Genomic DNA, 24524 nt, shown 5'->3' with positions numbered 1-24524 from the left:
GGATGACCTGGATCGACGAGCGCCTCGCCGGGGTGGACCCGCACGGTGAGATTCGCCGGTTCGAGCCGGGTGAGGTGAGCGTTCAGCCGATCTCCCGGCGCGGCCAGGAGATCGGCCTGACCTTCCTGTCCGGCAGCGACGCCACCCGTTCGCTGGAGTGGGGCGAGAAGCCCGCGGCCTCGCACCTGCGCAGCTACCTGCACCCGGACACCTCCTCGGCCTTCCCGAGCCGCCGCGGCGCGGAGCGGTTCGACTCGCCGTGGCACCCGGACTCGACGTACGTCGCGGTGCGAGGCAGCGAGACGTCGTTCGAGCTGCGGCTGACGGACGGCACGCAGGTCCGGGTGGACGGGGCGACGTTCGCGGACGTGCTGACGGGCCTCGACTCGTTCCGCCGCCTGGCGCAGACGAACGCGATCGGTTCACTGGTGCTGCTGTCGGACCGGGCCGGTGCGGTGGACGTGCCGGGTGGTGCCGCGCGGGACCTGGAACGCGGCCTGGCCGGCGCCGCGATGGACCACCTCGTGGTGGCGCCGACGGCCGACGTGCACCTGCGCACCGCGCGGTTCGGTCGCGGCGGCGAGCTGGTGCTGGACCGGGGCGGCGCGTGGCGTGCCTTCCCGTTGCCGAACGTGGTGGAGAACCTGACGCTGTCCGGGATTCTCGACGACAACACGCCGATCACGTTCCGCAGCGCCGAGGTGCGCACGCGTCCGCTGGTCCGCTCGGACGGCGCCGCGATGGGCCTGGTCTTCAACACCGGCACCGAGCTGACGGTCGCCCGCGGGATGGAGCGGGACCCCTACCTCGGCAGGACGTTCTACCACGGCGAGGGCTACGACTCGCGCAACGACGGCCGCGACACCCACGGGGAGCCGGTCGGGCACTACGAGCAGGCGCCCTGGCCAGAACACTCCGCCTACCTCCTCGCGCACGGCCAGCCCGACAGGTTCGCCCTCACGCTCACCGACGGCCGCGACGTCTGGGCGACCGGTGACACCTACGCCCGCCTGGTGAACGACCTGCGTCCGTTCCGCGAGCTGATGGCCGAGCGCGAACCCAGGGGCATCCTGCTGATGTCCTGCTGGACCGGCAGCGTGCCGGGTCCGGGCGGTGCCGCGCACGACTTCCAGCGCACGCTGGCGCAGTTCGGCCACCAGCAGCCGGTGATCGCCCCCACCCGCCCGTCGGCCATCGGCGGCAACCCCCGCTGGGGCTGGGAGACCAGGGTCACCGACGGCGGGACCTGGGAGCACTTCTCGTCCGGGCCCGCACATCCGCTGGGTGAGTTCGTCGTGCGCGACGGCACGTCGTGGGACTCGTTCCGCCCGGCCGAGGTGCGCTCGGAGCCGGTCCTGCGCGACGGCAGCGTGGTCGGCATGTCGTTCCGCGACGAGGGTGCCGCCGCGCCGGGTTCGGCGTGGGCCGGAGCCGGCGGCACGGACGTGGACGGTGCCGTGCCGTCGCGGTCGTTCGTCGTCGACGTCGAGTCGGCGCCCGACGGCAGGTACGTGCTGCACACCGTCGACGGCGACGTGGCGTTCGTCGACGGTCCCGCGTTCGCGAAGGTGGTCGGCGAGTCCGAGGTCTTCCGCGCCGCGATGGACTCCGGGCACCTCCCGCTCACGCTGGTGACGTCGACGCCGCTGGACGGGCCGGGGCGCGGCAGGGACTTCCACGACGCCCTGGTCAACGAGTTCGGCTTCCGCGAGACGGTGCACGAGCCACGCGGTGTGGCCGACGTCGTCACGGGCGAGGACGGGATGCCCGTCCTGCGCACCGAGGACGGCTGGACCGTCCACGGCGTGCCCTCCTTCGAGGACCTCTCGGACACGACGTCGTCGGGCGGCACACCTTCGCCGGACCGGGTGCCGTGGGTGGACCGGCGGCCGCAAGGCGTCGATCCCACCGGTGAGGTGCGCCGCTTCGAGCCCGGTGAGGTCCAGGTTCGCCCGCTGGAGCGCCGCGGGGAGCAGATCGGTCTGTCGTTCCTCGGCGGCCGCGAGGAGGCCGGCGCGCTGCGGTGGGCGGCCGCGCCGCAGACCGAGCACCTGCGGACGTTCCTGCACCCGGAGGATTCGTCCGGGTTCCCGGGCCGCAGGGGTGCCGAGGAAGTCACGGCACCGTGGCGGGCCGACTCGATGTACGTCGCGGTGCGCGGCGGCACGGACTCGTTCGAGCTGCGGTTGACCGACGGCACGCGGGTGTCGGTGGACGGCTCGACGTTCGGGCGGGTGATGGCCGACCTGGCGCCGTTCCACCGGCTGACCGACCGCAACGAGGGCGGTTCGCTGGTGCTGCTTGCCGACCGGTCGGCCGGAGGTGGCGCGGCACGGGACTTCCAGCAGGCGCTCGCGGCCGCCGGCTGGGACCACCTCGTCGTGGCGCCGACGGCGGACGTGCACCTGCGGACCCCGGCGTGGGGACGCGGTGGTCAGACCGTCGTGGACCGCGGTGGCTCCTGGCAGGCGTTCCCGCTGGCGGACGTCGTCGAGAACCGGACGCTGCCCGCCACGAGCGGAGGCGTGCCGACGGAGTTCCGCACGGGCGAGGTGCGGGCCACCGCGCTCAACGGCCCGGACGGCAGGCCGCAGGCGGTGACGTTCGCGGTCGGGCGGGAGATGCGCGACGACGCGGCGACCATGTCGCTGCCGCACCGCGGCACGACGTTGCTGCTGCCGGAGGGGGACCACGGCCACCAGGTCGGGCGCGACCTGCGGGAGGGCCGGGACGCCTCGCAGCCCGCGCCGTGGCCGGAGCGGTCGGCGTACGTGGTGCCGCACGGCGATGCCGACGGCGTGGGCCTGGAACTGACCGACGGCCGCTCGATCACGGTGAGCGGCGAGGTGTTCGCCGGCGTGCTGCAGGACCTGCGGGCGTTCCGGGACCTGATGACGGCGCGTGACCCGGACGCGATCGTCCTGCTGTCCTGCGAGACCGGCGCCGTGCGGGGTCCCGGTGGCGCCGCGCACGACTTCCAGCAGGCGCTGGCGGAGTTCGGGCACCGGCAGCCGGTGGTGGCGCCGACGACCGTGGTCACGCTCCACACGCACCACCGGAACACCTGGGCGACCTACGTGGCCGACGGCGGCCGGTGGGAGACGTTCTCGTCGGGCGGGGCCTTCCCGCTGGGCAGGCTGGGCGACGAGGCCCGCTGGGTGCCGTTCGAGCTGGGCGCGGTGCGGTCGGCGCCGATCATGCGCGGAGACCGGCAGGTCGGCGTGTCGTTCCACGACGACGGCGCCGGTGGCCGGAGCGCGGACGGAGCTGTGCCGGAGCGGGCGTTCGCCGTCGAGGTCGAGACGGACGCGGACGGTCTGTACGCGGTGCGCACGCCCAGTGGTGATCGGGTGTTCGTCGACGGTCCGGTGTTCGCGCGGGTGGTCGGCGAGTCCGAGGCCTTCCGCGGCGCGATGGCGGAGCGGGCTCCGCTCGCGCTGGTGACGTCCACGCTGCCCGCCGACGCGGGCCAGGTCCGGGCCTTCCGCGACACCCTCGCCGGTGAGTTCGGCTTCCGGGAGACGGTGTTCGAGCGGACCGAGGACGGCTGGACCGCGCACCACGCCGACCAGAGCGGCTCGTCCTCGCCGCGCGAGGTGCGGTGGGCGGACGAACGGCCGCAGGGCGTCGACCGCGCCGGTGAGGTCCGCCGGTTCGAGCCCGGCGAGGTGCGGGTCAGGCCGATGCTGCACGACGGCCGGCCGGTCGGCCTGACGTTCCTGAGCGGTGCCGAGCAGGCGGCCTCGCTCAGGTGGGGCAGCGCGCCGCAGAGCGAGCACGTGCGCACGTTCATGCACCCCGAGGGCTCGTCGTCGTTCCCGAGCCGCAGGGGCGCCACCGAGATGGCCGGTCCGTGGCGCCAGGACGCGATGTACGTCGCGGTCCGGGGCGGGGAGGACTCCTTCGAACTTCGGCTGACCGACGGCGCGCCGGTGCGGGTGGACGGGTCGACGTTCGGGCGCGTCATGGCCGAGCTGACGCCGTTCCGCGACCTGACCAGGGACAACGCGGGCGGCTCGCTGGTGCTGCTCTCGGACCGGTCCGGCGCGGGTCCGGCGGCGCGCGACTTCCAGCAGGCGCTCGCGGACGCCGGCTGGAACCACCTGGTGGTCGCTCCGACGACCGACGTGCACCTGCGGACGCCGTTGCTGAGCCGCGGCGGCCAGCTCGTCGTGGACCGGGGCGGGTCCTGGCGGGCGTTCCCGCTGCCGGACGTCGTCGAGGACCGCGTCCTGCCCGCGCTCACGACCAGGCGGGAGCCGACCGAGTTCCGCACGAGTCAGGTGCGGGTCACCGGGGTCACCGATCCGCAGGGCAGGCCGGTCGCGGTGACGTTCGGCATCGGTGCGGAACTGCGCGCCGACGTGTCGTACCTGCGTCGCCCCGACGGCGGCACGACATGGCTGCTGCCGGAGGGCGATCAGGGCCAGCGGGTCGAGCAGGACCTCGACGAGGGCAGGGACGGGTCGCAGCGCGCGCCGTGGCCGGAGCGCTCGGCGTACGTGACGCTGCACGGTTTCCCCACCCACGCGTTCCTGGAGCTCAACGACGGCCGCAAGGTCGGCGTGACCGGTGGCGTGCTGGCCGAGGTGCTGCACGACCTCCAGGTGTTCCGCGACCTCATGTCGGCGCGCGAGCAGGAAGCGCTGACCCTGCTGTCCTGCTCGACCGGTGCGCTGCGGGCCGCCGGTGGCGTCGCGGACGACTTCCAGCGCGCGCTGGCCGAGTTCGGCTACCACCAGCCGGTGGTGGCGCCCACCAAACCGGTCTACCTGCACACGCTGCGCAGGACCGTGTGGGAGACCTTCATCGTCGACGGGGGCCGCTGGGAGCAGTTCTCGTCGGGACCGGCTCCGGCGCTGGGCAGGCTGTCCGACGACGCCCAGCCGGTGCCGTTCACACCGGCCGAGGTGCGTTCGACGCCGGTGCTGCGCGACGGCCGGGTGGTCGGTGTGTCGTTCCGCGACGGCGGCGCGGCCTGGGGCGAGACGGGCGGCCGGTTCACCGCTCCTGTGCCGGAACGGGCGTTCGTCGTGGACGTCGAGCCGGCCCGGGACGGCGAGTTCGTGGTGCGCACCTCCCGCGGTGACACCGTGTTCGTCGACGGACCGGTGCTCGCGCGGGTGGTCGGCGAGTCCGAGGCGTTCCGCGGTGCGGAGCGGGCTCCTGTCGTGCTGGCGCTGTCCGAGCCGGTGGACGTGTCGGGGCAGGTCCGCGGTTTCCACGACACGCTGGTCCGCGACTACGGGTTGCGCGAGTCGGTGTTCGAGTCGCGCGGCGGCGTCGAGGTCGTCGCGGGGGCGGACGGCACGCCGGTCCTGCGGGCCGGGGACGGCTGGGCCGAGCACCCCACCACCGCCGACGCGGAGATCACGCAGGCGGCGGATGCAGAGGTCGGCCAGTCGCAGCGCCAGGGCGATGCGGTCGCGGACGCGGACGGTCACAGCGTCATGGACGACGCCGAGGGTCAGCGGCCGGTCGAGCGCACCTCCGACGACGGGGAGACCACGCCGTCGGAGGCGGAGTCCGAGCAGGTTCCCGCGCCGCAGCCGCCGCCGTGGGTGGACCGGCGGCCGATGGGCATCGATCCCAACGGCGAGGTGCGCCGGTTCGAGCCCGGCGAGGTCCGGGTCAGCCGGATGTGGCGGCGGACCGACCCGTCGGGGCTGTGGAACAACAACCCGGTCGGGTTGACGTTCCTCAGCGGCACCGACCGCACCAACTCCCTGCGGTGGGGTGCCGAGCCGAGGAGCACGCACCGGCAGGTTTTCGTGCACCCGGAGGGGTCGTCTGCGTTCCCGAGCAGCAAGGGCGCCACCGAGATGACCGGGCCGTGGCGCAGGGACGCGATGTACGTCGCGGTGCGCGCCGAGGCCGGCACTTTCGAGCTTCGGCTGAAGGACGGCTCACGGCTGGGTGTGGACGGCGCGACGTTCGGCCGGGTGATGGCCCAGCTGGACAAGTTCCAGCGCATGGCGAACCGCAACGAGAGCGGCACGGTGGTGCTGCTGGCGGACCGGTCGGGTGTCGGTGGGGCGGCTGCCGACTTCCAGCGGGCACTGGCGAACCAGGGCTGGCAGCAGCTCGTGGTGGCGCCGACCACCGACGTGCACCTGCGGGCGCCGCTGCTCGGCCGCGGCGGTCAGATCGTCATGGACCGCGGTGCTTCCTGGCGGTCGTTCCCCGAGACGGAGGTGATCGCGAACCGGGTGATCAACGCTCAGACGCGGGGCGGGAGCTCGACCACGTTCCGGACGAGCGAAGTGCGGATCACCTCGATCAACGGCCCGGACGGCAGGCCGCAGCTCGTGACCTTCGAGATCGGTAGTGATCAGCGGTTCGGGCTGAAGAAGTTGTCGCTTCCGCACGAGGGCACGACGGGGATCCTGCCGGAAGGAGTGCGCAGCGTCGCCGAGGTCGACCGGGCCGTGCGGACGGGGCGGGTGGACACGCAGCTCGCGCCGTGGCCGGAGCGGTCCGCGTACGTGAACATGCACGGCAGCCGCGAGACCGTGACGGTGGAGCTGACCGACGGACGCACGCTCAGGGTGCGGGGTGACGAGTTCGCCCACCTGCTCACGGATCTGCGGGCGTTCCGGGACCTGATGGCCGTCCGCGAGCAGGAAGCGGTGACCCTGCTGTCCTGTTCGGTCGCCCAAGCCCGCCACATCGGTGGTTTCGCGCGCGACTTCCAGCAGGCGCTCGCCGAGCTCGGGCACGGTCAGCCCGTGGTGGCGCCGACGAGGACGCTCATCACCCACTCCGACCGCGGCGGCGTGTGGGGCACCTACGTGGAGGACGCCGGCCGGTGGGAGCACTTCTCGGCGGGTGCGGTCCAGGTGCTGGGCAGGTTCGACGACGAGGCGCGCTGGGCGCCGTTCGACCCGCGTGAGGTGCGGTCGACGCCGATCATGCACGGAGACCGCTCGATCGGTGTGTCGTTCCGGCAAGACAGCACCGGGCCCGTTCCCGACGGCGTGCACGACAAGAGGTTCCCGGAGCGGACGTTCCACGTGTCGGCCGAGTCCGATGTGGACGGACGGTTCATGGTGTACACCACCGAGGGCAGGCCCGTGCACCTCGAGGGCGCGGCGTTCGCGCGGGTGGTGGGCCTCAGCGAGACGTTCCGCGGCATGGGGCGCCTCGGAGTGAGCGACCAGATCGCGCTGGTCGTGTCGACCCCGCTGAACGGCCCGACCCAGGGGCAGGCGTTCCACCACGCCCTTCGCCGCGAGTTCAACGCCCGCAACCCGGTCCACGAGCCGAGGGGCGCGGCCGGTCTGCGCGACGGTGGCGACGGCTCGCCGGTCGTGTGGACCCAGAACGGCTGGACCGTCTACCACAGCGGCGGCAACCTGCCCGTCCGCGTCATCGACCCCACCCCGGGGACGACGTTGCACGGCGTGGACGGTGCCGGTGAGCTGCGCCGGTTCGACGCGGGCGAGGTCCAGGTCCGGCGGATGTGGCGGCAGACCGGCCCGCTGGGTCTGCTCCGCGAGCCGGTCGGGTTGACGTTCCTCGCCGGCCCCGGTCTCGACAACTCCCTGAGGTGGGGTGCCGAGCCCAGGAGCACGCACCTGCAGACGCTGGTGCACCCGCTGCCTTCGCCGTCCGGTGGCGACGGTCCCAGGCAGGCGGTCGCGCCGTGGCGCGAGAACGCGACGTACGTCGCGGCGACCGGCGGCGAGGACTTCTTCCACCTGTGGCTCAAGGACGGCTCGCCGCTGCGGGTGGACGGCTCGACCTTCGGGCGGGTGATGGCCCAGCTGGACAAGTTCCAGCAGACCGCGAACCGCAACGAGGGCGGCACGGTGGTGCTGCTGACGAACAGGTCCGGTGCCGGCGAGACGGCGCGGGACTTCCAGCAGGCGCTGCACGCCGCCGGGCGGCGTGAGCAGGTGATGGCGCCGACCACCGAGGTGCTCATGCGGACGGACCCGGCGGGAGCCGGCGGGATCGTCGTGCACCACGGCGGGACGTGGCGGGCGTTCCCGGCGGCCGAAGCCCGCACGGGTGACGCGCCGGTGGCCGAACGTGGAGGCCACTCCACCGCCGGACCGGGCCCGGACGCCGGGCGGATGCCCGTGTCCACCGGGGAGCCGTCCACGCGCACGTACGGGTTCGGGCGGCTGCGCGGGGTGGACGCGACCGGTGACGTGCGCCGGTTCGAGCCGGTCGAGGTCCAGGTCCGCCCGATGACGCGCGGGGGCGACCAGGTCGGCCTGACGTTCCTCAGGGCGGACGAGCGGTCCGCTTCGTTGCGGTGGGGCGGGGAGCCCAGGAGCGAGCACCTGCGGACGTTCATGCACCCCGAGGGTTCGTCGTCGTTCCCGAGCAGCCGGGGTGCCGCGGAGGTGGCGGGTCCGTGGCGTCAGGACTCGATGTACGTCGCGGTGCGGGGCGGCGAGGACTCCTTCGACCTGTGGCTGAACGACGACGCGCGCGTGCGGGTGGACGGCTCGACGTTCGGCCGGTTGATGGCGGAGCTCGCGCCGTTCCGCAAGATGACCGAGGACAACGAGGGCGGCACGCTGGTGCTGCTGGCCGGCCGGTCGGGCGTGGGCGGGGCGGCGCGCGACTTCCAGCAGGCGCTGGCGGCGCGGGGCTGGGACCACCTGGTGGTGGCGCCGACGGCCGATGTCCACCTGCGGACGGCGTGGTTGCAGCGCGGTGGCCAGATCGTCGTGGACCGGGGTGGGGCCTGGCGGGCGTTCCCGCTGCCGGACGTGGTCGTGGACCGGACCCTGCCCGCGCTCACCATGAAGGCGGAACCGACCGTGTTCCGCACCGGTGAGGTGCGGGTCGCCAGGATCGACGACCGGCAGGGCGGGCCGGTGGCGGTCACGTTCATGACCGGGGCCACGCTGCGCATCGACCAGGACCTGCTGAGCCGCCGTCACGAAGGCACCACGTGGCTGCTGCCGGAGGGCGACCGCGGCGAGAGCTTCGACCAGGACGTGGCCGACGGCCGGATCGAGCCGCAGCCCGCGCCGTGGCCCGAACGGTCGGCGTACGTGACGGTGCACGGCCGCTCCCACCTCGTGGGCCTCGACCTGACCGATGGCCGGAAGGTCCTGGTGACCGGTGGCGTGCTGGCCGAGGTGCTGGACGACCTGCGGGCGTTCCGGGACCTGATGTCCGCGCGTGAGCAGGAAGCGCTGACCCTGGTGTCCTGCGAGGTCGGTGCGCGGCGCGGCGCCGGTGGCGTCGCCGACGACTTCCAGCGGGCGCTGGTCGAACTGGGCCATCACCAGCCGGTGGTGGCGCCCACGAAGTCGACCGCGCTGCACGAGCGGAGCAGGACCACCTGGGACACCAACGTCATCGACGGTGGCCGCTGGGAGCAGTTCTCGTCCGGCGCGGCTCCGGCGCTGGGCAGGCTGCAGGACGATCCGCGGTGGGTGCCGTTCGCGCCGGCCGAGGTGCGTTCGACTCCGGTGGTGCGCGACGGCCGGGTGGTCGGTGTTTCGTTCCGGGAAGACGGTTCGGTCTGGGCCGCCACGGGCGGCCGCGTCGCGGACGACACCGTGCCGGAGCGGGCGTTCGTCGTGGAGGTCGAGCCGGGTGCGGCGGACGAGTTCGCGGTGCGCACCACCCGCGGTGACGTCGTGTTCGTCGACGGTCCGGTGCTCGCGCGGGTGGTCGGTGAGTCCGAGGCGTTCCGCGGCGCCGAACGGGCACCTGTCGCACTGGCGGTGTCGCGGCCGGTGGACGTGTCGGGGCAGGTCCGCGGCTTCTACCAGACGCTGATCCGCGACTTCGGCTTCCGCGAGCCGGTGTTCGAGTCGCGCGGCGGTGTCGAGGTCGTCACGGGTGCGGACGGCACGCCGGTTCTGCGGGCCGGTGACGGCTGGGCCGAGCACCGCGCCGCCCGGCTGGAACCGGCCGACGGCGGAGTGCCTCGCGAGCGTGAGGCGAGGGCCGGCGCCGACGACACCGGCGCGGCTTCGTCGGCACCGGACCGCACCGGCGGCGGTGCGGAGATCACCCCGGCGGTCGCAGGTCACCGGCACCTGGACGCTCCCTCGCCGCAGCCGGCTCTCCGGGTGGACCAGCGGCCGATGGGCTACGACGCCAACGGCGAGGTGCGCCGCTTCGAGTCCGGCGAGGTCCAGGTTCAGCGGATGTGGCGCAAGACCGATCCGCTGGGCCTGTTCCGCGAACCGGTCGGCCTGACGTTCCTCAGCGGTGGTGAGCGTTCCGCGTCGCTGCGCTGGGGTGCCGAGCCCAGGAGCGAGCACCTGCGCACCTTCGTGCAGTCGGTGCGCGACTCCCAGTTCCCCAGCAGCAAGGGCGCGATGGAGGCTCCCGCGCGGTGGCGCAAGGACTCCATGTACGTCGCGGTGCGCGGTGGCGAGGACTCCTTCGAACTGCGGCTGAACGACGGCTCGCGGGTGCGGGTCGACGGGGAGACGTTCGGGCGGGTGGTGTCCGAGCTGCCGAAGTTCCAGCGGCTGGCGGCGGTCAACGAGGGCGGCTCGGTGGTGCTGCTCGCCGGCCGGTCGGGTGCCGGTGCGGCGGCGGGGGACTTCCAGCGGGCGCTGACGGCGAACGGCTGGCACCAGCTCGTGGTGGCACCGACGACGGACGTGCACCTGCGGACGGACTGGCCGGGCCGCGGTGGCCAGATCGTCGTCGACCGCGGTGGGTCCTGGCGGGCGTTCCCGCTGGCCGACGTGATCCAGGGCAGGGAACTGGAGGCCCTGACGACGGACCACGGCTGGCCGGCCAGGTTCCACACGAGCGAGGTGCGGGTCGCCGCGATCAACGGTCCGGACGGCCGCCCGCAGATGTTGTCGTTCGTGATCGGCAACCAGCTGCGCCACGACCTGACCGACCTGTCGCTGCCGCACGCGGGCACGACCTCGCTGGTCGAGGGGGCGACGTCGAAGGGCTGGCAGGACCACGTGCAGCCCGCGCCGTGGCCGGAGCGGTCCGCCTACGTGACCCTGCACGGGTACGAGGACAAGGTGCGGCTCGAGCTGACCGACGGCCGCACGCTCGACGTGAGCGGCGGCGTGCTGGCCGAGGTGCTTGGCGACCTGCGGGTGTTCCGGGACCTGATGTCGGTGCGCGATCAGGAAGCGCTGACCCTGCTGTCCTGTTCGACGGGCGCGGATCGCTCACCCGGCAGCGCCGCGTTCGACCTGCAGCGCGCGCTGGCCGAGTTCGGGTACCGGCAGCCGGTGGTGGCACCGTCGACGCCGGTCCGCGTCGGGGCGCACGACGCGGCCGCGGGCGCGTGGGACACCGTTGTGGTCAACGGCGGCCGCTGGGAGCAGTTCTCGTCCGGGTCGGCTTGGACGCTGGGCGAGCTGCACGGCGAGGCCAGGTGGATCCCGGTCGAGCCCGCCGAGGTGCGGTCGCGGCCGATCCTGCACGAGGGCCGGCCGGTCGGTGTCTCGTTCTGGCGCGAGGGCGAGGGCGGCCCGGTTCCGGGTGACGCGAGGACGACGCCGTTGCCGCGACGAGCGTTCCTGGTGTCGGCGGAGTCCGATGTGGACGGACGGGTCGTCCTGCACACCCGCGACGGTGCGACGGTGCACCTCGACGGTCCCGCGTTCGCGCGCGTCGTGGGCAACAGCGAGACGTTCCGCGGCATGGATGACTTCCGGCGGTCGGGGCCGATCACGCTGGCCGTCTCGACCCCGCTGCACGGCCGGAGCTGGGGCTATGCCTTCCACCAGGTCCTCAACCTGGAGTTCAACGTCGAGAACCCGGTCCACCAGTCCAGGGGCGCGGCCGGCGTGCGCCGCGGCGAGAACGGTGCGCCGGCCGTGTGGACCCAGGACGGCTGGACGGTGCACGACCGCACCGCCGACGTCCGCGAACGCGTCGTCCGCCCCACCGCCGGACCGGACCCGGACTCCGGGCGGATGTCGCGGTCCACCGGGGAGCCGTCCTCGGCAGGGCGGCTGCACGGTGTCGACGCGACCGGTGAGGTGCGCCGGTTCGAACCCGGCGAGGTCCGGGTTCGCCCGATGGTGCGTGGTACGGCGCAGATCGGAGTGACGTTCCTCAGCGGTCGTGGCGAGGGTTCCGCTTCGTTGCGGTGGGCTCGTGAGCCTGCGAACGAGCACCTGCGGACGTTCATGCATCCCGAGGGTTCGTCGTCGTTCCCGAGCAGCAAGGGTGCGGCCGAGGTGCGCGGGCCGTGGCGCGCGGACGCGATGTACGTGGCGGTCCGGGGTGGCGCGGACTCCTTCGAGCTGAGGCTGACCGACGGCGCGCGGGTGCGGGTCGACGGGGAGACGTTCGGCCGGGTGCTGGCCGAGGCGCAGCCGTTCCGCAAGATGGCCGACGACAACGCGAGCGGCACGCTGGTGCTGCTCGCGGGCCGGTCCGGTGCCGGTGAGGCGGCGCGTGACCTCCAGCAGGCGCTGGCGGACGAGGGCTGGGAGCACCTGGTCGTCGCGCCGACGACCGACGTGCACCTGCGGACGGCGTGGTTGAAGCGCGGTGGCCAGATCGTCGTGGACCGGGGCGGGGCCTGGCGGGCGTTCCCCCTGTCGGACGTGGTCGAGGACCGGGTCCTGGACGGCTTCACCCCGAGGGATCAACCGACCCAGTTCCGCACCGGTGAGGTGCGGGTCACCGGACTCGCCGATCCGCAGGGCAGGCCGGTGGCGGTGTCGTTCTCGGTCGGGGACGAACTGCGCGACGACGCGCGGTACTTCGGACGTCCCGGCGGCGGCGCCACCTGGCTGCTGCCGGAGGGAGACCACGGCGCGACGTTCGGCCGGGATCTGGCCGACGGCAGGATCGTGTCGCAGCCCTCGCCGTGGCCCGCGCGGTCGGCGTACGTGACGCTGCACGGTTTCCCCAGCCGCGCGTTCGTGGAGCTGACCGACGGCCGCGGGGTCATGGTGACCGGTGCCGTGCTGGCCGAGTTGCTGCACGACCTCCGGCCGTTCCGGGACATGATGTCCGCGCGCGAGCAGGAAGCGCTGACCCTGCTGTCGTGCTCGACCGGTGCGGTGCGGGCCGCCGGTGGTGTCGCGGACGACTTCCAGCGCGCGCTGGCCGAGTTCGGCTACCACCAGCCGGTGGTGGCGCCCACGAAGCCGGTCGCGGTGCACGAGTGGCGCAGGACCACCTGGGACACCTTCGTCGTCGACGGCGGCCGGTGGGAGCAGTTCTCGTCGGGCTCGGCACCGGCACTGGGCAGGCTCCAGGACAACTCCGGGTGGGTCCCGTTCGCCCCGGCCGAGGTGCGCTCGGCGCCGGTGCTGCGCGACGGCCGTCCGGTCGGGGTGTCGTTCCGCGAAGGCGGTTCTCCCGCGGTCGGCCGGATCGCGGACGGTGCCGTGCCGGAGCGGACGTTCGTCGTGGACGTCGAGCGCGGCGGGATGAACGAGTTCGTGGTGCGCACCTCGCGCGGTGACGCCGTGTTCGTCGATGGCCCGGTGCTCGGGCGGGTGGTCGGTGAGTCCGAGGCGTTCCGCGGTGCTGAGCAGGCGCCTGTCGTGCTGGCGATGTCGAAGCCGCTGTACACGCCGGGTCCGGTCAACGGGTTCCACGAGACGCTGATGCGCGACTTCGGCTTCCGCGAGTCGGTGCACGTGCCGCGCGGCATGATCGACGTCGTCGCGGACGCGGCCGGAGAGCCGGCGCTGCGGTCCCGCGAAGGCTGGATCGAGCACCGCGTCTCGCGTCAGGAGCCGGCCGGCGAGGTGCCGGTGCGCCACGACGCCGAACCCGTCGGCGCGCGGGTGAAGGCGCCGGTACAAGGGCTGCGCGGGGTGGACGCGACCGGCCTCGTGCGCCGGTTCGAGCCGGGCGAGGTCCAGGTTCGGCCGATGGTGCGCGGTGGGGAGCAGATCGGCCTGACGTTCCTCAGCGGGAGCGAGCGTTCCGCCTCGTTGCGGTGGGCTGGTGAGCCCAGGAGCGAGCATCAGCGGACGTTCGTGCACCCCGAGGGTTCGTCGTCGTTCCCGAGCAGCAAGGGTGCGGCCGAGGTGCGCGGGCCGTGGCGCGCGGACGCCACATACGTCGCGGTGCGGGGCGGCACGGACTCCTTCGAGCTGCGGCTGACCGACGGCGCGCGGGTGACGGTCGACGGCTCGACGTTCGGGCACGTGATGGCCGAGCTGACGCCGTTCCGCAGGATGGCCGAGGACCCCAACGGCGGCACGCTGGTGCTGCTGACCGGGCGGTCGGCCGCCGGTCCCGCGGCGCGCGACTTCCAGCAGGGACTGGAGTCCGCCGGATGGCACCAGCTGGTGGTGGCGCCGACGGCGGACGTGCACCTGCGGACCGCGCTGCTCAAGCGCGGCGGCCAGATCGTCGTGGACCGCGGCGGCTCCTGGCGGACGTTCCCCGAACCCGCCGTGATCGCCAACCGGCAGCTGGACGCGGAATCGCCCTACGGCGCGTCGACGACCATCCGCACCGGTGACGTGAGGGCCACCACGCTCAACGGTCACGACGGCAGGCCGCTGGCGATCTCGTTCCTGGTCGGGGACGAGCTGCACCACAACGTGCAGCGGCTGGCTCTCCCGGCCACGCATCGGACGTCGCTCGTGCCGGACGGCATGGACGGCGCGCGGTTCGTGCGCGAGGTGCAGGCCGGGCGGGACTACTCGCGGCCCTCGCCGTGGCCGGAGCGGTCGGCGTACGTCCTCACTCACGGGTTCCCGGAGAAGGTCCAGCTGGAGCTGGTCGACGGGCGCACGGTCATGCTGCGCGGCGCGGCGTTCGCCGACCTGCTCGGCGACCTGCGGTCGTTCCGGGACCTGATGGCCGCCCGCGACCCGGAGGCGCTGACGCTGCTCGCCTGCTCGACCGGCGAGACGCGGGGCGCCGGTGGTCTGGCGCACGACTTCCAGCGGGCGCTCGAGAGCCAGGGACATCGACAGCCCGTGGTGGCGCCGACGAACACGGCCGGCACCTACTCCGTGAAGAAGGACGCCTGGAGCACCCACGTGCTCGACGGCCGGTGGGAGGCGTTCTCGTCGGGCCGGGCCCCCGTGCTGGGACAGCTGCGCGACCAGGTCCGCTGGGTGCCGGTCGACCCCGCTGAGGTGCGGTCGAGGCCGATCCTGCAGGGCGACCGCCCGGTCGGCGTGTCGTTCCGGCGGGAGACCGCGGGAGACGCCGGGCAACCGCAGGGGCAGACCGCGCGGTTGCGGGAGGGGACCTTCCACGTCTCGGCGGAGTCCGATGTGGACGGATGGCTCGTGGTGCACACCACCGACGGCCGGACCGTGCACGTCGACGGCGCCGCGTTCGCCAGGATGGTGGGCAACAGCGAGACGTTCCGCGCCATCGGCGGTCTCCACCCGTCGTCGCCGATCGTGCTGGCCGCCTCGACCCCGCTTTCCGGGCGGACTCCCGGCGCGGACTTCCACCACGCGCTGCACGACGAGTTCGGCGTCAAGAACCCGGTGTACGAGCTCAGGGGCGAGGCCGGCCTGCACGCCGACGGCCACAGCAGGCCTGTCGTCTGGTTCCAGGACGGCTGGACCGTCCACCACCGCGATGGTGACGCACCCGTGCAGGTCGTCCGGCCGCCCGCTCCGGCGGCGCGGGTCGGTGGGCTGACGTCGCTGCCCGGCACCTCCGGGTCGGGACGCCTGGAGGGGGCGGAACCCTCCGGCGGTGTGCGCCGGTTCGAGCCCGGTGACGTCCGGGTCGAGCAGCTGCGGGGCAAGGCGAAGGAGCCGATCGGGTTCACCTTTCTCACCGGTGCCGAGCGTTCCGCTTCGCTGCGGTGGGCCGCGGAGCCCGGCATCGAACACCTGCGGACCTTCGTGCAGCGGGAGGGTTCGTCGTCGTTCCCGAGCAGCAAGGGCGCGACGATGATCCCCGCGAACTGGCGCCAGGACTCGATGTACGTCGCGGTGCGCGGTGACGCGGACGCGTTCGACCTGCGGCTGACCGACGGCTCGCGGCTGACGGTGGACGGGTCGACGTTCGGCCGGGTGCTGTCCGAGGTGCCGGGCTTCCGGCGGATGGCGCAGACCAGCGCCGGTGGCTCGGTGGTCCTGCTCGCGGGCCGGTCGGGCGCCGGCCGTGCCGCCGCGGACTTCCAGCAGGCGCTGACGGCGCAGGGCTGGCCGCACCTGGTGGTGGCGCCCACCACCGACGTGCACCTGCGGACGGCGTGGTTCAAGCGGGCCGGTCAGATCGTCGTGGACCAGGGTGGTTCCTGGCGGGCGTTCCCGACCGCCGAGGTGGTCGAGAACCGGGCGCTCATGGCGCGGACGCTGAGGGGGCAGCGCACCTACTTCAACACCGACGAGGTGCGGGTCACCTCGATCAACGGCCCGGACGGCAGGCCGCAGGCGGTGTCCTTCGTGGTCGGCGGTGAGCTGCTCCAGGACCTGGACACCTTCGCGCAGCCGCATCGCGGCAGGACGACGTTGCTCCCCGACGGCGAGGCAGGTCAGCGGCTCGAGCGGGAGATCGACCGAGGAGCGGACCTCTCGCAGCCCGCGCCGTGGCCCGAGCCGGCCGCGTACATCACCCTGCACGGCAACCGCAACATCGCGAGGATCGAGCTGACCGACGGCCACTCGCTGCTGGTGCGCGGAGCGGTGCTGGCGGAGTTGTTGCACGACCTGAGGCCGTTCCGCGACCTCATGGCCGTGCGTGAGCACGCGGCGTTGACGCTGCTGTCCTGCTGGGCCGGTGCCGACCGGCACGCCGGTGGTACCGCGTTCGACTTCCAGCAGGCGCTGGAGAGGCTCGGGTACCGCCAGCCGGTGGTGGGGCCGACGGGACCGGTCCGCTTCGGCCTCGACGTGCCGCGGACCTCCTGGGAGAGCTTCGTGTCCAGGGGCGGCCACTGGGAGTCGTTCCCGTCTCCGTCGGAGTGGTCCCCGCCGCGGCGGCAGGCCGACGAGGCCGGCCTGGTCTCGTCCACGCCCGGCCGGGACAGGGACCTGACGTCGTTCTCCGCACGGGAGCTCGGCGACGACGTCGACCTGGCGGCGGCCGGGCCTGAGCGTGATCTCGCCCGCTCGTCCACCGTGGAGCGCGGCGAGCTCGACCTGATGGACTCCGCGCCCCGCACGGGTGACGTGCCGCGCGGCGCCTCGTCCGGGCCGGCGCCGCGAGCCGCGGCCGGGCTCGACGCCGACGGGCGGCTGCGCCGGTTCATGCCCGGAGACGTGCGGGTCGAGGAGCTGCGGCACGCCGGTCAGCCGATCGGTCTCACCTTCCTCGCCGGTGACGAGCGGGCGAACGCCCGGTTGTGGGCCGAGCAGCCCGCCCAGCAGCACCTGCGGACCTACGTGCACCCGGAAGGCGCCGGTCCGTCGAGGTTCCCCGGCAGCGAGGGCGCGTACCCGACCTCGTCGCCGTGGCACAAGGACGCCTTGTACGTGGCGGTGCGCGGCGGGTCGGAGGCGTTCGAGCTGCACCTGCGCGACGGCGTGCCGGTGCGCGTGGACGGGACGATGTTCGGGCGGGTGGTCGCCGACCTGAGCGCGTTCCGGGACATGACCTTCGAGAACAAGAGCGGGACCCTGGTGCTGCTCGCGGCCCGGTCGGCGCTCGGCAGCGCGGCGAGGGACTTCCAGCGGGCGCTGGCGGACGTCGGCCTGGTGCACCTGGTGGTGGCGCCGACGACGGACGTGCACCTGCGGACGGGCGAGTTTCCCGGCACCGGTGGCCAGCTCGTGCTGGACCGCGGTGGCGCGTGGCGGCCGTTCCCGAGGCCGGACGTGATCGCCGGCGTGGCGCTGACCGCGCAGACGCGCGGCGGGATGCCGACGCCGTTCCGCACCGGCGACGTGCGCGTGAACGTGATCCGCGGACGTGACGGCGCCCCGGTCGGGCTGACGTTCCTGATCGGCAAGGACGTCTTCACCAACCTCTCGCAGATGTCGGAACGCCACCGCGGCACGACGATGACGCTGGCTCCCGGCGAGGAGGTCAGGACCCGGCTCACCCGCGAGGAGCACACGGGCGAGCCGGGCACGCCGGCGCCGTGGCCGGAGCGCTCGGCCTACGTCGTGCTCCACGGCGGCCCCACCTCGGCGACGATCAACCTCGTCGACGGCCGCGCCATCTCGGTGAGCGGTGCGGCCCTGGCTTCGGTGCTGCACGACCTTCGGGCGTTCCACGGGCTGATGGCCGAGCGTCGTGCGGAAACGCTGACCCTGTTCTCCTGCCAGACCGCGGCGACGAGGGGGCCGGGCGCCTTCGCCGACGACTTCCAGCGGGCGCTGGCCGAGTTCGGGCACCGCCAGCCGGTGGTCGCCCCGACCACCAACAGCGGTGTCCACACCATGCGGCCGGAGCTCGAATGGGAGAGCTACCTGCGCAACAACGGCCGCTGGGAGCAGTTCTCCTCCGGCCGCGCCCTGGCGCTCGGCCGGCTGCCGGGCGAGCCGCGGCCGGTCCCGTTCGACCCGGCCGCCGTGCGGTCGGTGCCGCTGGTGCTGGCGGGCCGCCCGGTCGGCGTGACGTTCTGGGAATACGGTGTCCAGCCCGCGGCGCAGCCGGGCCTCGGTCAGCTGCGCGGCACGATGATGCCGCCGGGCACCTTCCACGTGGCGGCCTCGTCCGGTGTGGACGGTCTGCTGGTGGTGCACACCGCGGACGGCAGGGCGGTGCACCTCGACGGCAGGACGTTCGCACGCGTGGTCGGCAACACCGAGGTCTTCCGCGGTGACTCCGGCACGGGACCGCGCCGCCGGATCGCTCTGATCACCTCGTCCCCGCCGGACGCGCCGTCGCAGGGCGGCGGCTTCCGCGACACCCTCGTCCGGGACTTCGGCGTCCGCGTGCCGGTCTACGAGCCCAGGGGTGTGGCACGGCTGCAGGCCACCCCCGAAGGCACGCCGGTCGTGCTGACTCAGGACGGCTGGACCATGCACGACCGGACCCCCGAAGCTCCCGGCCGCGTGGTGCCTCCTGCCGAGGCGCATCGGGCCGGCCGGTCCGACGGCGACCTGAGCAGCGAGTTCCCCGAGGACGGCCCGGTGACGACGTCGCCCGCCGTCACTGTCCGGGACGACGGGGCTCCTGGCCTCGGCGACGAGCCCCACAGCGGTGTTTCCGAGCAGGACGCGCGGCTGGCCGCGTGGTTCGACGAGGCGGACCGCAAGGCGGAGGAGCGGCAGGTTGCCGAGCGGACCGAGGTGCCCGCGCCGGTGGATCAGGTGCCGACGGCCGAGCGCGGCGCCGCGCTGAAGTCCGGTCGTTCCTGGGTGAAGCGCGTCTTCGGCCGTGAGTCGGTGCTGGCCGGACTCGACGCCACGACCGGCGAGGCCCGGACGTTCCACCGCCGCGATGTCGTGGCGCACACCCTGACCTCCGAGGGCCGCACGGTCGGCATGACCTTCCGCGCCGGAACGGACCGGGTCACGGTGCCCGTCACGGCAGCCCGGGGCAGCGTGTTCCACGTCGACGTCGACGCGACCACGTCCCGGTTCGGCCTGACGTTGAAGGACGGCTCGCGCGTTACGGTCGACGGCGGTGTGCTGGCCGAGGTGGTGGCGAAGGCCAAGCCGTTCCGCTCCGCGCAGACGCTGGCCGGTGTCGCCCTGCCGGGGGCGAACGCGGGCGCCCTCGGTCACGCCGGTGGTGCGGCACACGACTTCCAGCGCGGCCTGGCCGCGTTCGGCAAGGACACCGCGGTGGTGGCCGAAGAGGGACATGGCCGGTGGCGCGGGTTCGGTGGCGCGGTGGCGGGCGTCGAGGACAGCGGCCGGGTGCGGCTGTTCGGCGCGGCCGACGTGCCGGTCGAGCCGGTGCGTGACGGCGACGCCGTGGTGGGCGTGTCGTTCCGCGGTGCGGCGGACGAGTCGATGCGCGCGCCCGGCGCCGACTCGGCCGTGGTGGCGGTGGAGAACCGGTTCGACCGGTTCCAGCTCACCCTCGCCGACGGCACGCGGGTCTCCGTGGGTGGTTCGGCGTTCGCGGACGTGCTCACCTCGTCGCCGTTGTTCCACGAGGCACGGGAGAACCGCGGCGGCGAGGTCGCGCTGCTGGCGTCGCGGGCCGGTGCGTCGGGCTGGCGTGGCGGTGCGGCCGTCGACTTCCAGGCCGCGCTGAGCGACCGGCTCGGTGCGGAGACCAAGGTGGTGGCGCCCGCCAACGACCTCACGACGCACGTGGGCGGTCTCGCCACCATCGCCGAGGACGCCGAGATCGAGGCACCCGACCCCAGCTGGCGGATGTTCCCCATCGTGCCGATGGACCGCCCGGTCCAGGCGGGCCACTTCGAGCGGGGCGTGATCGTCGACCTGACTCCCGCGGACGTGCAGGCCGTGCCGCTGGTCGAGGACGGGCGGGTCGTCGGGGTCACGTTCAGCGTGGACGGCGACGGGCTGGACACCGCGCTGTCGTGGGCGGCGGCCGACGGCAAGGGCACGGTGTCCGTGCTGCCGCAGGGCATCGACGTGGACAGCGCCGACATGGCGCGTGGTTTCGACGCGGAGACTTCTCCGGCGCCGTGGCCGGAGAACACGTTCTTCGTCGTCGGGCACAGCTTCGCCTCCGGTGACACGTCCGGCTTCCGCCTCCACGACCGCGAGGGCGCGGCGCTGTCGCTGTACGGGCACCAGTTCGCCGATCTCGTGCGGCGGCTGGAGCCGTTCCAGGCGCGGATGAGCGGCCCGGACCGCCCGGAGGCGATCGCGCTGGTCGTCTGCACCGTCGCGGAGGACCGGCCCGGCACCGCGGCCCACGACTTCCAGCAGGCCATGTCGACCACCTTCGCGGTCGACGTGCCGGTGCTCGCGCCCACCTCCTCCGTCTACATCGGACTGAGGGAGGGCCGCGCGGCCACCGCCGTGGAGCACGGGGGTGAGTGGTTCACGTTCTCCGGCGGCTACGGGCAGGTGCTCGGCACCGACGGTCAGGGCAGGCATGTCCCGTTCGCGCCGGAGGAGGTCCGGTCGCGGACCGTCCGCGACGGCGATCGCCCGGTCGGACTGTCCTTTGCGGACGGTCACGCGCCGGTGGACCCGGCGCGGTGGCCGGCCGGCGCGATCGGCCTGGACGTGACGGCATCGGGCGACCGCTTCTCCGTCACGCTCACCGACGGCAGGACGGTCACGGTCGACGGGCGCGCACTGGCGAAGCTGGTCATGGCGTCCCCGGCGTTCCGGGAGGCCGCCGGGGCACAGCGACCGACGGCGTTCGTGGTGTCCGAGGCTTCCAAAAAGGGCGTCAGCGCGTTCCAGCGCACCGTGGCCCGCATGTTCGGCCTGGACGTGCCCGCGGTGGTGCAGCGCGGCGGCGAGTGGACCGCGCACGCCGAACAGGGGCAGTTCGCCGGAACCGGTGCGGACGGTCGGGTGGAGCTCTTCACCCGGCCCGCCGTGATCGTCGAGCACAGCCCGGCCGGAGTGTCGTTCACCGGTGACCCGCTGCCCGACGGCGGTGCGCCGGACGAGTTCCGCGTCGCCGTCTCCGGCACCCACGACCGGTTCGAGCTGCGGTTGACCGACGGACGGCAGGTCGCGGTGTCCGGCAAGGTCCTGGCCGACCTCGTGCACGCCGCCCAGGTCCCGACCGGCGAGCGCATCACCCTGCTCGGTTCGTCGGCCGGCGAGATCGACGGGCCCGGCGGCGCGGCCCACGACTTCCAGCGCGCTCTCGCGGGGCGGTTCGAGGTGTGGCAGCCGGTGGCGGCCGCGACCCAGGACGGCACCGTCCGCACGTTCGACACGCTGCCGCGGCCGCTGTCGGGCGTCGAGTTCCACTACGGCGACGGCGGCCGCCGTACGATCACGTTCCAGCCTGGCTCGATCTCCGCGGTCCCGCTGCGGCACGGCGACCAGGTCGTCGGTGTCACGTTCCGCACCGGGGAGACCCGTCTCGACAGCGAGGCGTGGGCCACGGCGGGCGGCGGCAACGGCACCACCCACATGCTCGGCACCGGCCAGTTCGACCTCGCCGATGCGACGGAGTCCGGCGCCGTCCGCCACGAGCAGACCCCGTGGCCCGCCCGGACCTTCCACGTCGACGTGGAGGAGTACAGCGGTGCCAGCATGCTGGTCGAGACCCAGAACGGCAGCAGGGTCGTGGTCGACGCCGGGACGCTGGCCGCGATCGTCGCCCGCTCGGAGCCGTTCCAGCAGGCGTACGGCGGTGCGCCCGAGGCCGTGACGCTGCTCGCGTCCGGCGCCGGCGCGCCAGGTGGTGCGGTGGAAGGCTTCCAGCGCGCGCTGCACGAGCAGTTCGGCCGCACCGAACCGGTTTACGCGCCCACCAACGACCTCCAGCTGCAGGCTGAGGGCACCGTGGTGCACGACGCGGGGGAGTGGCGACGCGTCGAACCCGCGCCCGAGCCCGCAGGGGTTCCGACGGCGGATCGCGGCGCCGAGCTGAAGTCCGGTCGCTCCTGGCTGAAGCGCGCCTTCGGCCGGGAGACGGTCCTGGCGGCCCTGGACGCGGCGACCGGTGAGGCGCGGACGTTCCACCGCCGCGATGTCGTCGGGCAGGTCCTGACGTCCGAGGGCCGGACCGTCGGCGTGACGTTCCGCAGCGGCACGAACCCGGTCGCGGTGCCGGTCACGGCGACGCGGGGCAGTGTGTTCCACGTCGATGTCGATGCGAGCGCGAACCGGTTCGGGCTGACGTTGAAGGACGGCACCCGCATCACGGTCGACGGCGGGACGCTGGCAGGCGTCGTGGCGAAGGCCAAGCCGTTCCGCACCGCGGGCGCACTGGCCGGTGTCGCCCTGCCGGGAACGGCTGCGGGTGTGTTCGGCCATGACGGCGGCGCGGCGCACGACTTCCAGCGCGCGCTTGCCGCCGCTGTGGTGGCCGAGGACGGCCAGGGGCGCTGGCGCGGGTTCGGTGGCGTGGTGGCGGGCACCGACGCCACCGGCCGGGTGCGCGTGTTCACCGCGGCCGACGTGCCGGTCGAGCCGATCCGGGCCGGAGACGCGGTCGTGGGCGTCTCGTTCCGCGGCGCGGTGGACGAGCCTGCCGAGGGGCCGTTCCAGGTGGCGGTGGACGGTGACGCCGAGCGGTTCCACGTGACGCTGGCGGATGGGACGCGGGTCGCGCTGGGCGGATCGGCGTTCGCGGACCTGCTGGCCTCGCACAGCGAGTCGCGCGAGGTGACGCTGCTGGCCTCGCGGGCCGGTGCGTACGGCTGGCGCGGCGGTGCGGCGCACGACTTCCAGGCCGCGCTGAGCGCCCGGCTGGGGGTGGAGGCCAGGGTGACCGCAGCCGCCGGCGAGCTCGCCGGGCGAGCTACGGCGTGGCGGGAGCTGCCGGAGCTGCCGCTGGACCAGCCGGCCCAGGGGTATCGCATCGACCTCGGCGGTCACGTCGACGTGGCACCCGCGGACGTGCGGGTCGAACCCCTGATGAGGGACGGCCGGGCCATCGGTGTCGTGTTCGGCATGAGCGACGACGACGTGGCGGCCGCGCACGCGTGGACGGCGGCGGCCGGCCGAGGCACGATGTCGGTGCTGCCGCAGGGAGTCAGCGACATCAACGCGGTCGAGGGCGGACTGGACGCCCAGTCCGGCCCGGTGCCGTGGCCGGAGAACACGTTCTTCATCGTCAGCCACAGCTTCGGCGCCCAGGGCGGCTCCTCCGGCTTCCGCGTCCACGACCGCGAGGGCGCGGTGGTGTCGCTGTACGGGCACCCGTTCGCCGACCTCGTGCGGCGGCTGGAGCCGTTCCAGGAGCGGATGAGCGGCCCGGACCGGCCGGAGGCGATCGCGCTGATCGTCTGCACCGTCGGGGACGACCGCGCCGGTGAGGCGGCGCACGACTTCCAGTACGCCCTCTCGACCTCGTTCGGCCACGACCTCCCCGTGCTCGCGTCGACCGACGCGGTTCACATCGGGCTGCGGGACGGGCGCGCGGTGACTGCCCTGCACCACGGCGGACGGTGGAACACGTTCTCCGGCGGGTACGGGCTGGTCCTCGGCACGGACGCCGCCGGCCGGGTCGCGCCGTTCCGCCCCGAGGACGTCCGGTCGCACTTCGTGGACCACCCGGTGGGAGTGTCCTTCACCGACAGTCCTGAATGGACCGGAGTGGAACAGTGGCCGGACCGCGCGGCCGGCGTGGACGTGCGGGCGGACGCGGACCGGTTCCGCGTCACGCTCGCGGACGGCCGTCAGCTCGCGGTCGACGGCCCGGCCTTCGCCAAGGTGCTCGTCGCGTCCTCGGCGTTCCGCGAGATGACCGCGGCCGGAGCACCGACGGCGCTGGTGGTGACGGACGGCGCGCCGAGCGCGGTGCGGGAGTTCCAGGCGAAGCTGGCGTCGACCTTCCACGTGCACACGCCGGTTCTCGCGCCGGGCGCCGAGTGGACCGTTCACGCCGGGCTGCCGTTGGTGGTGGAGCGTTCCGCCGACGGCCAGGTGCACCTCGTGCACGCCCCGGATGCCGAGGACGACGCGCGCTCCGAGGACGCCTGGTCGGCGGCGGGAGCGGACAGCGTTTCCGAGCCGTCCGCCTGGGAGGACCGCTCGGTGCCGGATCTCGACGACGTCCGCTCGTGGTCGGACCTCGGTGACGGCGACGTGGAGACGCCGCGTTCCATCTCCCTCGCCGACTTCCTCGGCGGCACGCCACCACGCGACGAGAACCCGTGA

1 protein-coding gene (only partly in view) is annotated in these 24524 nt (G+C 73.8%); it reads left to right on the top strand.

Annotated features, from left to right (window positions below; all coding sequences use genetic code 11):
- Positions 1 to 24524, top strand: partial view of a hypothetical protein gene (locus ACWEIJ_RS21100; RefSeq protein WP_449838881.1) — the 3' portion only. The gene continues 7930 nt to the left of window position 1, outside the view; 24524 of the gene's 32454 nt are visible here — the last part of the coding sequence; the start codon falls outside the window, past its left edge; the stop codon is at positions 24522 to 24524.

The organism is Lentzea sp. NPDC004789, assembly GCF_053601075.1.
The sequence above is the reverse complement of the archived record's forward strand: the minus strand, read 5'-3'. Positions and strand labels throughout refer to the sequence as shown.